General features: G+C 55.4%; 13 protein-coding genes. All 13 read right to left on the bottom strand.

Annotation, left to right across the window (positions count from 1 at the left end; genetic code table 11):
• Positions 1-19: 19 nt before the first annotated feature.
• Positions 20-1,045, bottom strand: coding sequence for a beta-N-acetylhexosaminidase (gene nagZ, locus DD586_RS07950; RefSeq protein WP_012884293.1), 1,026 nt, complete (start codon positions 1,043-1,045; stop codon positions 20-22).
• Positions 1,046-1,102: 57 nt separating this feature from the next.
• A complete protein-coding gene (locus tag DD586_RS07945; RefSeq protein ID WP_012884292.1) occupies positions 1,103-1,957 on the bottom strand; it encodes a phosphotransferase in 855 nt (284 codons plus the stop codon).
• Positions 1,935-2,528: a penicillin-binding protein activator LpoB gene (gene lpoB / locus DD586_RS07940; RefSeq protein ID WP_012884291.1), complete on the bottom strand. Its 594-nt coding sequence runs from the start codon at positions 2,526-2,528 to the stop codon at positions 1,935-1,937. The genes DD586_RS07945 and lpoB overlap by 23 nt, the downstream gene beginning before the upstream one ends.
• Positions 2,529-2,549: 21 nt before the next feature.
• Entirely contained in the window at positions 2,550-2,948 is a 399-nt protein-coding gene (locus tag DD586_RS07935; RefSeq protein WP_012884290.1) for a YcfL family protein, read from the bottom strand.
• Positions 2,949-2,955: 7 nt separating this feature from the next.
• Positions 2,956-3,306 (bottom strand): purine nucleoside phosphoramidase, encoded by a 351-nt coding sequence (gene hinT / locus DD586_RS07930; protein ID WP_012884289.1) that lies wholly within the window; start codon positions 3,304-3,306, stop codon positions 2,956-2,958.
• 114 nt (positions 3,307-3,420) lie between these two features.
• Positions 3,421-4,482, bottom strand: a complete 1,062-nt coding sequence (locus DD586_RS07925) for a malate/lactate/ureidoglycolate dehydrogenase (protein WP_012884288.1) — start codon at positions 4,480-4,482, stop codon at positions 3,421-3,423.
• Positions 4,483-4,788: 306 nt separating this feature from the next.
• Positions 4,789-6,222, bottom strand: coding sequence for a PTS glucose transporter subunit IIBC (gene ptsG / locus DD586_RS07920; RefSeq protein ID WP_012884287.1), 1,434 nt, complete (start codon positions 6,220-6,222; stop codon positions 4,789-4,791).
• 327 nt (positions 6,223-6,549) lie between these two features.
• On the bottom strand, positions 6,550-7,344 hold the full coding sequence (locus tag DD586_RS07915) for a metal-dependent hydrolase (RefSeq protein ID WP_012884286.1): 795 nt from the start codon (positions 7,342-7,344) through the stop codon (positions 6,550-6,552).
• Between the two features lie 18 nt (positions 7,345-7,362).
• Positions 7,363-8,373 (bottom strand): DNA polymerase III subunit delta', encoded by a 1,011-nt coding sequence (gene holB, locus DD586_RS07910; RefSeq protein WP_012884285.1) that lies wholly within the window; start codon positions 8,371-8,373, stop codon positions 7,363-7,365.
• Positions 8,374-8,380: 7 nt separating this feature from the next.
• Positions 8,381-9,025 carry a dTMP kinase gene (gene tmk, locus DD586_RS07905; protein ID WP_012884284.1) on the bottom strand — a complete coding sequence of 215 codons (645 nt, stop codon included), beginning with the start codon at positions 9,023-9,025 and terminating at the stop codon, positions 8,381-8,383.
• Positions 9,015-10,049 carry an endolytic transglycosylase MltG gene (gene mltG, locus DD586_RS07900; protein WP_012884283.1) on the bottom strand — a complete coding sequence of 345 codons (1,035 nt, stop codon included), beginning with the start codon at positions 10,047-10,049 and terminating at the stop codon, positions 9,015-9,017. The genes tmk and mltG overlap by 11 nt, the downstream gene beginning before the upstream one ends.
• A gap of 6 nt (positions 10,050-10,055) precedes the next feature.
• Positions 10,056-10,859 (bottom strand): aminodeoxychorismate lyase, encoded by an 804-nt coding sequence (gene pabC, locus DD586_RS07895; RefSeq protein ID WP_012884282.1) that lies wholly within the window; start codon positions 10,857-10,859, stop codon positions 10,056-10,058.
• 125 nt (positions 10,860-10,984) lie between these two features.
• Positions 10,985-12,223, bottom strand: coding sequence for a beta-ketoacyl-ACP synthase II (fabF, locus tag DD586_RS07890; RefSeq protein ID WP_012884281.1), 1,239 nt, complete (start codon positions 12,221-12,223; stop codon positions 10,985-10,987).
• Positions 12,224-12,301: the final 78 nt, after the last annotated feature.

Below are 12,301 nucleotides of genomic sequence, written 5' to 3'. Positions count from 1 at the left end.
CAGCCTTGTTTAGCGGTGATTAGCCAGCGGCTTTATGTGCCTGCCAGCGTTCACTCAATGCCGTCAACTGCGACGTCGCCTGCTTCCAGCGCGATGAATTCAGCAGTTCCCGACGCGTGATCATTCCCCGATGATAGAGCGTCTCCAGCCCCGGTACTTTGACCGCAGACAGATTATCCAATACGCTGATGGCTCCCTGGCGCTGATTGCAGACCAAAATCATGTCGCAGCCAGCGTCCAACGCCGCCTGTGCGCGCTCAGCGTAGCCGCCCATCACCGCCGCCCCCTCCATCGACAGGTCATCCGAGAAAATAATGCCGCCGAACCCCAATTCCTGACGCAACACCTGTTTCAGCCAGTACGGCGACCCGCTGGCCGGGCGAGGATCGGCATCACGGTAGATAACATGCGCAGGCATGATGGCATCCAACTGCTGTCGGGCAATCAACTCCCGAAAGACACGCATATCCCGTTCCCGAATTTGCGCCATCGGCCGGTTATCCTGCGGGGTTTCCTTGTGGGAATCCGCCGTGACCGCACCGTGTCCGGGGAAGTGCTTACCTGTCGCTTTCATACCGGCGGCACGCATACCCGCGATAAAATGCTCTGCGACGGCTAGCAAGGTATCCGGGTCGTCGTGGAAAGCACGATCACCGATTGCCGCACTCTGATGCCCCACATCCAGCACCGGTGCAAAGCTGATATCAATGTCCAGCGTGATCATTTCCGCCGCCATAACCCAGCCCGCTTCTTGTGCCAGTTGCTGAGCCTGTTCCAACGAATTCAATGCGGCAAACGACTGAGCGGCCGGTAATGGGGTAAAGCCGTGACGAAAGCGTTGTACCCGGCCACCTTCCTGATCGACGGCCACCACCAACCGCTCACGCGAGGCACGTCGCATCTGACGAACCAACTCGGTCAATTGGTCAGCATCGTGAAAATTGCGGCTGAACAGGATAACGCCCCCTACCAGCGGGTGTGCCAGCACTTCACGATCTTCCGCGTCCAGCTCATAGCCGGCCACATCTAACATTAACGGACCCACAAAAACCTCTTCTTGTTAATTGCAATCAGCCTGATGGCCGGAAAATCTGCCATGGCACTATCGCCCTGCGCGACGCAATGCATCGGCAGTCTGACGGTAGCTTTGCTCACCGGTTTGCCGCCAGCGGACTTCGAACCACATTAAGACCAGGTAATCCGCCCAATATTGCCAGCGCGCCACCTGTCGCTGCAAAGACGTCGGGTGCAAACCACGCCAGTGGCGGCAGTAAGCCTGTAAAAAATCCTGCTGCTGCCCGGCATCCAGCTCACATCCCCGAAACAGCAACGCCAATTCCAGCCCGATATCGCCGTCTGCCGCATACTCCCAGTCAATCAGCCGCCAGCCTGTCGTGGTACACAGCAGATTGCCAGGATGCACGTCCAGATGCAGCGGTGCCATCAATAGCGGTGGGGGTAACGGCGTATCGATAAGCCGTCGACAGGCGCGCTTCAGTTTTGGTGAGCGGCGGGCCGGGTCCATATGCAGCCAGTGATGCGCAATCAGGCGTTTCAACGCCAGCGGATAACCGTAACGCGGCTGATGATGCAAACGCGCCATTAACGCTGCCAGTCGTCCTTCGGTGAGCAATAGCGAAAACTGGCTCGCATCCACGCCCGAGCCTGCCAGCCACTCCACCAACAACCAGCCATCGCGCCAGCATACCGGATGCGGTGCCAGCGATTGTCTGTTCAACTGGCGCAGCACATGAAATTCACGCTGGCGGGACGTACCTAACTGCCGCCCTTGCGATGTTTCGCCACGCGCCAGCCATATACCCGCCGGAGATTGTACACGCCAACTCTGCTGGCTAAGACCACAGACCGGCTGCAAATGAAAACCGGCGGTCGCTACCGCCGGCAGAGCCTGCTGCAATAGCGCCTGCAGCGTTTCACTGCTGGCGAACCGTGCCATTGCCGGACCAGACTATCTCACCGGTCTGCACCAGCATCAGTTGCATCGACAAATCAGGTGATTTGACATCACCGCTGGCATCAGCGTACAGCACATACTGCGCACCGACATAACGGGCCAGACCTACCGCTTTACTGCGCGATTCGAGGCTATCCTCTTCAGACAAGCCTAACGATTGGCGGGCTACGCCTAACTGTTCATGGGACACCATCGTAAATTGTCCCGATGCCGCCAACGCGTTATATAACGCCGTGGTCGCCTGCGCAGACGGTAGCGAACCATTGGTGTTATTTTTAATCTTGTTCACCAGCAGAATACTGCCTTTCGCAATGCCGTCGGTTTTCACCATCTGCCCGACCAGCGGCGTGACCGCAGCAGACCAGTTGAGCACCGGCACCTGAATTTTCGGTGGTATCGGCAACGGCTGACTTTCTGATGGCGGCAACGTCGGTTTCACCGGTACAGGTGGCGCGACGGGCTCGATCGTCGCCGGTTGTTCTGTTTGCGGCGCGCGGCTGCTACAGCCTGCGATCACCAGCGCCATCAGCACGATGCCAATATATTTTTTCATGTCTGTCCTCTCAATCACGCATCAGAGAAAAAGATAAAGCCGTACCTGGCTGGCTGCCGGATTAGCATGCGTGGCCACAAGGGAGATATCCGTATGAGCAGGGATCACCACCGTTTGGTTGATATTCAGCGGCGGTACATCCAGTCCCTGGCGATCATACCAATAAAATTGATAGTGCAGCGTTACCGGCTGTGTAGACGTATTGCTGACACGCGCCGACGCCTGCTGACCTGCGTTGTCACGCGACAGCGACAGACTGGCAGCACGGATGCCCGCAGCCAGTACCGCGGCATCCAGCACCAATGTCTGTTTGGAATTAATGTTCAGACTGGTCGTCCTGCTGCATCCAACAAGTGACATCCCCAGTAGCAGAGCGACCCATATGCCCGGTAACACGCTTTCGGGTAATACCTTACGCATGACCGTATCAACCAGCCAGCAGCGGCCCCAGCGGGCGACCGCCCAGCAGATGCATATGAATGTGATACACCTCCTGCCCACCGTGACGATTGCAGTTAATGATCAGACGATAGCCGTCATCCGCAATGCCTTCCTGATGCGCAATCTTACCCGCGACCGTGATCATTCGACCAAGCGCGGCCTCGTGCTCTGGCGCAGCCTCATTCACCGTGGGGATCAGTACATTCGGTACAATCAAAATATGGGTGGGAGTGCGGGGGGCGATGTCGCGAAAAGCCGTCACCAGTTCGTCCTGATAAACGATATCGGCGGGGATTTCCCGACGAATGATCTTACTGAAAATGGTTTCTTCAGCCATAACACAGTTCCTTTAAAAACGAGCGCTCTTGCGCGAAACGGCTTGCAGTATGAGTGATAAATCCAATACTTTTCAACTCTCTTTGCCAGCCTATGCCATGCCTTAGCGGGGGTATTACGCCGCGAAAAATGCCGCCGACATTCCCAACGAACACCCGGCATCGGTAATTTTTCGCCACTCACCTTCAGAAATGACGATACCGTCAGCCAGACGTTGCGCACGCGCCTGACGCTCAGGTTCTCCGGCAATCAGGATCGGCGCGGACGAGTCCGGCGCGCGTGACGCACGAACATAAGCCAGCATGGCATCATACTCCTGTTGCAACCACGCCATGCCCACTAACTTCGTCGGGTCGATTAGAATCGTGGTCATGTTGTTTACTATCGCGCCTTCGCGCGGGTTACCCGGGTGGATAGTGCCGCCACCAGACATAATGCCGGCCAGTAATTCCGCGGCCAGAATCAGACCGCCGCCTTTGTGGCGCGCGATCGGTAGCAGCGCACCGGGTTGCTCCCCTTCCCACATGATCCGTGGGTCTGCACTCGGATGACCATCACGGTCCAACATCACCGGCTCATCAAAGGTTTTTCCCGCCAGCCAGGCTACGCGTGTCTTACCCAGTGCTACCACGCTGGTGGCAAAATCCAGAATAAAGTCAGGGTTGTTGTCGCTGCCCGGGAAGGCGATACAAATGGGGTTGGTGCCAAAGCGGGCGTCACTGCCGCCAAACGGTGCTACCAGCGGCGCAATATCACTGACATTAACGAAATGAATCGAAATCAGGCCAGCCTGCGCCGCCATTTCACCGTACGTCCCGATCCGCCCCAGATGGCAGGTTGACGACAGTGTCATCAGGCACACACCGGTGGTTTTCACCCGCTCAATCGCCGCCTGCATCGCCTCACGCCCGGTTCGTTGCCCAAACCCGCGATCGCCCGCAAACTGCAATACCGCACCGCCGTCCTGTACCAAACGGGCCGGGGTATTGGGGTGCATGTTACCGGCGGCGATAAAACTGACGTATTCCGGCAACATGCCGACCCCGTGGCTGTCGTGCCCTTTGAGATTCGCGCCAACCAGATGGTGCGCCACACACTCAGCCTCATCATGCTCGCACCCGGCATGACGTAACAGTTCATACGCTATCTGCGTCAAGCGCTCAGCTGAAATCTGCATCCTGTTCCCTCTGAAAAAGTGATGTTGTGATACGCCGCTGATGGACGATGTTGTTATTCCAACGATATGGTTATTCAGGGCGGCGTTGGTTATCGCGCTACCGGTGATGATAAGCCAACGGTTACATGACACGCGGCAGCGTCAATCATCCTACTGCTGAATATCCTGTGAGGGGAAACGATTCTGTTCGGTCAGGTGGGAATTTAAAGGCACAATATCGATGGCAATAAAAAATCGGCAGCAATAAAAAAGGGGCCGCAGCCCCTTTCGTCAACTCCCTGTCATCCGTCAATGGCGACGGACCTTTCAGTGATTGCGGATGTAATCATCCATATCGGTTTTCAGGTTATCGGACTTGGTGCCGAAGATAGCCTGTACACCGGAGCCAGCTACCACCACACCTGCCGCGCCCAGTTTCTTCAACTCGGCCTGGTCAACCTTGGACACATCGCCCACGCTGACACGCAGACGAGTAATACACGCATCCAGGTTGGTGATGTTTTCTTTACCACCGAATGCCGATACCAGCGACGCAGCCATTTCAGAACCGCCCTGAGCAGACTGCTCGGATGCAGAATCTTCACGACCCGGGGTTTTCAGATCCAGTTTGGCGATCAGCACGCGGAAGATGGTGTAATACACCACGGCGTAGCACAGACCCACAATCGGGAACAGCCACAGTTTGCTGCCGTTGCCGCTCAGAACGATGAAGTCGATCAAACCGTGAGAGAAGCTGGTACCGTCACGCATACCAAGCAGAATACAAATCGGGAACGCCAGACCAGCCAGAATAGCGTGGATGACGTACAGGATCGGTGCCACGAAAATAAAGGAAAATTCGATAGGCTCGGTAATACCGGTCAGGAACGCAGTCAGCGCAGCGGAAATCATGATACCGCCCACTTTGGCGCGATTTTCCGGTTTCGCCGAATGCCAGATAGCCAGCGCAGCCGCAGGCAGACCATACATCTTGAACAGGAAGCCGCCTGACAGTTTTCCCGCCGTCGGGTCACCCGCCATATAACGCGGAATGTCGCCGTGGAATACCTGACCTGCCGCGTTGGTGAATTCACCAACCTGCATCTGGAACGGTACGTTCCAGATATGATGCAGACCAAACGGCACCAGGCTACGTTCTACGATACCGTAGATACCGAATGCCAGCACCGGGTTCTGGTAAGCCGCCCATTTAGAGAATGTCTGGATCGCGCTACCCACCGGCGGCCAAATGAACGACAGCACCACACCGGTGATGATGGCGGTCAAACCAGAAATGATCGGCACAAAACGTTTACCGGCAAAGAAGCCCAGGTACTCAGGCAAGCGAATACGGTAAAAACGATTGAACATATAAGCGGCAATCGCACCAGCAATAATCCCACCCAACACGCCGGTATCGGCCATGTGGTTAGCGGCGATATCAGCCGGTGACATGTGCAGCACCAGCGGTGCTACCACTGCCATGGTTTTCACCATGATGCCGTAAGCCACTACCGACGCCAGCGCCGATACACCGTCATTGTTGGTGAAGCCCAGTGCCACACCGATGGCAAAAATCAGCGGCATATTGGCAAAAACAGAGTCGCCTGCCTGCGCCATCACGCTGGAAACAACCGTCGGCAACCAGCTAAAGTTGGCTGACCCGACGCCCAGCAAAATACCGGCGATAGGCAGCACAGACACTGGCAGCATCAGCGATTTACCTACTTTTTGCAGGTTTGCAAATGCATTCTTGAACATAATAGAGAGTGCTCCTGAGTAATAGTGCTTCTATTTCTGATAGTTTCTGACAGTTCACCTGAAGGTGGGGAGGTCATCCTTCACGCGGTCGGGATGTGATATGCATCCTCATTAATTTTTACGCAGAGTAAAATAAATGTTGCATCAAATGTTTGATAGCAGTCACGTTTCAACTCATGGGAAACCCACGTTACTATCAGAAGTCTTATAGTTTGTGATCTAACGCCAAAAATTAGCCCTACCACCGTGCAGTAAACACGACAAATGGCAGGGATTATTAGCGATTAATTACGAAGCCAAAAAAAACTCGCGTATTCTCAACCAGGATCACGCCACGGTCAACCGTGCAGGATCAATATGGAATAGACGGGCGAAGTTTTCGGTGGTGGAGGATGCCAGCTTTTCGAGACTGACATTTTTGAGAACAGCCAGATACTCCGCGACATCACGCACGTATGCGGGCTGGTTCTCCTTGCCACGATAGGGAACAGGCGCCAGCCACGGAGAATCGGTTTCAATCAATAGCCTGTCTAACGGCACATAGCGCGCAACGTCTCGCAGTGCCTCGGCATTACGGAAGGTCACAATCCCGGAAAAAGAAATGTAGAACCCGAGATCCAGCAGTTTCTTCGCTGTTTCCTGGTCTTCGGTAAAGCAGTGCAGTACACCGCCGCACTCATCGGCCTTCTCTTCGCGCAGGATAGCCAGCGTATCTTCACGCGCAGAGCGGGTATGCACGATAACGGGTTTGTTCAATTCCCGGCCGATGCGAATGTGTTCACGAAACGACGCCTGCTGCGAAGAGACGGTATCCTGCTGATAATAGTAATCCAACCCGGTTTCACCTAATGCCACCACCGACGGCAACGCCGCCAGTGTACGCAGTTCAGCGAAATCATACGGTGTTTCCTGGCTGAGTGGGTGTACTCCACAGGAAAACGCCACATCGTCACGCTCGCCAATCAACTCGGTCATCGCGCGAAACCCGGGTAACGTGGTGGCTACCGCCAGAAAAAAGCCCACATCACGCTCACGTGCCTTGTTCAATACATCAGACACATCGCGATGCAGGGACTGATAATCCAAACCATCAAGATGGCAGTGGGAATCGACTAACAACATAATCAGGACTTCCGGTATTCAGGAAAAAGGTGACGGAATCGGCAGCGTGGGGGACGACAATAACGACTCCCACGTCAACAACAGTTCCGTTAATAACAATTCGCGGTTAACGCCAGTCACCGACACCAGTTGGTGGCGACACTGCAACCAACACCGCAGACTGGCATGCAAGCGGGCGTCGCCACATTGTGATGCCAGTTGCGCCACTAACGGCGCCTGATCTTGGTTGGTTCGCTGGCCAGCCGCCTGATAGCGCCATTTCAGCGCATCCAGAAACACGGTACTAACCCAGTGAATGCGGCGTTCGGCATCATCATGATTCAATACGGGCAACAGCGTCAGCGCATCGCCCGATTGCAGGCTTTGGCTTAACTGCTGACAGACCGATTGACGTGCCTTCCAGTGGTCAGGTTGCAGCAACGCCTCGGCCGCCAGCGGCGCCCCTGCCGACAACCGCAATGCGGTCTGTAATGCAATTTCATCAGCGTACCCGCGCGTACGCAGCCATTGCATTCCTTGTACCTCAGTCGGTACATCCAGATATAAATGCAAACAGCGGCTGCGCAACGTCGCCAGTAACTGACCCGGTGCCCGGCACCCCAACAGGAAATAGGTCTGTGCTGGCGGCTCCTCCAGCGTTTTCAGCAACGCGTTGGCTGCCGCTTCAGTCAGGCTTTCCGCCGATGGTAGCCAAACTACCTTGGCCCCCCCCTGCCGCGAACGTTGGTACACCGGCTCTAGTGCATCACGCACCGCGTCAACACCCAGACTGTGCTTCCCTTTTTCGGGACTGAGGGTGTGCCAGTCAGGGTGGGTCCCCGCGCTCATCAATCCACAAGAGTGGCAACGTCCGCAACTTTTAGCCCCTTCCGGCTGCTGGCACAGCAGCCACCGGCTGAAGGCATACGCCAGCGACGCCTCCCCCATCCCCTCGATAGCCTGCAACAACACCGCATGATGACCACGCTTTGCCTGATGCGACGCCAGTAACTGTCGGTAAGGGGCATTCAGCCAGGGATACCACTCCATCAACCGCTCACTCCCCTCGCCCGATTAGCTGCTGCAACCAGTCACGGAGCACCCGACGAATATCGGCGTTGACCTGTTCCAGCCCGCGGGACGCGTCAACCGTAACAATACTGTTGTCGGCCGCCGCCAATTGCTGATAACGGGCACGGGTTCGTTCGAAAAACGCCAGCGACTCCTGCTCGATACGATCCAGTTCACCGCGCTGGCGGGCGCGTTTTAGCCCCAGCTCAGGTGGAATATCCAAATAAAGCGTCAAGTCAGGACGAAAAGTGCCCAGCACCGTGTCTCGTAATAACGCCATCAACTGCGGATCCATTCCCCGCCCTCCGCCCTGGTAAGCCTGGGACGAGAGATCGTGGCGATCGCCAACCACCCAGGCACCGCGCGCCAGCGCCGGGCGGATCACGTTCTCCACCAGTTGCACGCGAGCAGCGTACAACATCAGCAATTCTGCTTTGTCCGTGAGCTTTTCTTCTGCCACACCCTGTTTGATCAACGTACGCAATTTTTCCGCTAATGGCGTACCGCCGGGTTCACGGGTAAAAACGATATCGTCGATACCAAACTCGCGCAGTGTTTCCACAACCACGGCATGAGCACTGGTCTTACCCGCCCCTTCCAGGCCCTCAATCACAATAAATTTACTGTTCATTCTTTTCCTTTCCGGCGGCCGCTGCCTGCGCGGAACGATATGCCTGCACGGCGCGATTATGATCGTTCAGATTCGTGGTAAACGTATGTCCACCTTTACCATCGGCCACAAAATAGAGATAACTGGTTTTGGCCGGATGCGCGGCCGCTTCAATCGATGCCTTGCCCGGCATGGCGATAGGCGTTGGCGGCAGCCCGTTAATCACATACGTATTGTACGGTGTGGCCGCTTCAAGCGCACTGCGGGTAATAACGCCGTTATAGCTCTCGCCCATACCGTAAATCACCGTTGGGTCAGTCTGCAAGCGCATCCCCATTCGCAGGCGATTGATAAATACCGACGCCACCAGCGGCCGCTCCTCGTTAATCGCGGTCTCTTTTTCAATCAATGATGCCATCACCAGCAATTCCTCCGGCGTTTTATACGGCAGGCCGTCATCCCGTGTGGTCCAGGCGTCATTAAGTATTTTTGTCATCCGCTGGTGTGCACGTTGCAGAATCGACTTATCACTCATCCCGGCGGTATGAAGGTAGGTATCTGGGTAAAACCCCCCTTCAGGGTTAGGTTTATCTTTCAGCCCTATCGCGTCGGCAATCTCCTGCGGGGTTTTATCATCCAGCGTGTGCCTGAGATACGGTGCCGACTTCAGCGTTTCCAGCCAGTCTTTCAGGCGCGACCCTTCCACAAATCGCAGCGAAAACTGTGCTTCTTTGCCACTGGCCAGCAATGCCAGCATATCGCGCACGGTCATGGCAGGCGTCAGTCGATAGGTTCCAGCTTTAAACGTCGCCAGTTCCGGCTCCAACTGTAATAGCCAGGGAAACCAGTGACTGTCGTCGATAATATGCTGTTCTGTCAGTAATGCTTTTAATCCTTCACGATTCGTGCCGGCAGGGAGAGTAAAAATGGTTTCCTGTTTGATGATAAGCGGCGACGCAGCGAAGTGTTGTATTTGCCGCCACCCGCTCCAGACAACCACCGCCAACAGAACAATAATCCCAAGACCCCACTTCGTTCTCTTCATAACCCATCATGACTCACAGTTAGGGCTCAGAAAGTCGTATAACTCTCGTGAGCGATAACGCCAGATGTGCGCCTGATTCACGGGTATCACCGGCATCAGCGCATTACACACCAGCACTTCATCGGCATCCGCCAACGTTTCCAAAGGTTCCGACACCACATGGAGTTCAAACGCGGAAAGCTGCAACAGCGCCATAATATGTCGCCGTGCCACACCGTCAACACCGCAAAGCGAGAGATCTGGCGTAAAAACCCGCGATCCCTTACGCCAGAATAAATTAGCGGCACAGCATTCCACCAGCGCCCCGGAGGTGTCAAGCACCAGCGCCTCATCGGCACCAGAGCGCTCAAGATGCGTGCGAATCAATACCTGCTCCAGTCGGTTCAAATGCTTGATACCCGCCAGCCACGTATTTTGCGCCAGCGGTACCGGGCTGAGCGCCAGCCGAATGCCATCCTGACGCCAGTTGACGTAATGCTGTGGGTAGGGTGCCTGCATCACGATGCGCACCGGTTGGTTACAGCCCGCGGTGCTGTAACCGCGACCACCATGACCCCGGCTAATGATGACTTTTACTACGCCATCCGCACGGCCCACCGCCGCTTGTTGCATCTCATCGCGCAAACGCAGCCAATCAACCTCAGGCAACAGTAATGTTTCCACCGCTTGCTGAAGCCGCTGAATATGCCGCTCCATCCATACAACCTGCCCCGCTACGACCCTGGCAGTAGTAAAACAACCATCGCCAAATTGTACGCTGCGATCCGATACCGGCAGTTGCCCTTCCGCCTTTCCGTCAATCCACCACATAGTCGCCTCCCCGGCCAGAGTGCAAGCCTGTCAATCGCCGGTGTGTCCGGCAAGCGGCAATACTCCTATTTTTGCACAGACGAAAAAAAACCCGGCAGAACCGGGCTCTTTATTAAAGCATCACATCAGATTTTTCGGAACACCACAGAACCGTTGGTACCGCCGAAGCCAAAGGAGTTACACAAGGTGTATTCCATATTGGCGACCTGACGCGCTTCGTGCGCCACAAAATCCAGATCACAACCCTCATCAGGGTTATCCAGGTTAATGGTCGGTGGAACGGCATTATCACGCAACGCCAAGATACAGAAGATTGACTCTACTGCACCTGCCGCACCCAGCAGATGGCCGATCATCGACTTAGTCGAACTGACCATCACACGGGTATCTGCACCAAACACGGATTTCACCGCCTGCGTTTCGGCCTTGTCACCCGCCGGGGTAGACGTGCCGTGTGCATTGATGTAACCCACTTTATCGGTGGTAATGCCTGCATCACGCAATGCGTTTTCCATCGCCAGAGCGGCTCCGGCACCGCTTTCCGGCGGAGAAGTCATGTGGTAGGCATCGCTGCTCATACCAAAACCGACGATCTCAGCGTAGATTTTCGCGCCGCGCTTTTTGGCATGCTCATACTCTTCGAGCACCAGAACACCGGCACCATCGCCCAGCACGAAGCCATCGCGATCTTTATCCCACGGACGGCTCGCAGCCTGTGGATTCTCATTGCGGGTCGACAACGCTCGCGCAGCACCAAATCCGCCTACGCCCAACGGTGTACTGGCTTTTTCAGCCCCGCCGGCCAACATAACATCGGCATCGTTATACGCGATAATACGCGCAGCGTGGCCGATGTTATGCACACCAGAAGTACATGCGGTGGCAATCGAAATGGTAGGTCCACGCAGACCAAACATGATGCTCAGGTGTCCTGCGACCATGTTCACAATGGTAGACGGCACAAAGAACGGACTGATTTTACGCGGGCCACCATGCATCAATGCGCTATGGTTTTCCTCGATCAGCCCCAGCCCACCAATACCCGACCCGATAGCAGCTCCGATACGACTCGCATTAGCTTCCGTTACCTCAAGGCCTGAGTCATGCATGGCCTGAATGCCTGCTGCAATTCCGTATTGAATAAAGGCATCCATCTTGCGCGCTTCTTTACGCGAGATGAAGTCTTCACTGTTAAAGTCCTTTACTAAGCCAGCAAAACGCGTTGCATAGGCACTAGTATCGAAATGATCAATCAGGCTGATACCACTCTGACCGGCAAGCAGAGCATTCCAGGTTGACGCTACTGTATTGCCGACAGGAGATAACATGCCCAGACCAGTCACAACTACTCGACGCTTAGACACGCTGATCCTCCAGGGAGGGAAAAAAATGATACTGAGGTAGAAGAAAACTTAGGCGGTCGAACGACCGCCTAGATATGT

It is taken from the genome of Dickeya parazeae Ech586 (assembly GCF_000025065.1).
Classification (GTDB): domain Bacteria; phylum Pseudomonadota; class Gammaproteobacteria; order Enterobacterales; family Enterobacteriaceae; genus Dickeya; species Dickeya zeae.
The sequence above is the reverse complement of the archived record's forward strand: the minus strand, read 5'-3'. Positions and strand labels throughout refer to the sequence as shown.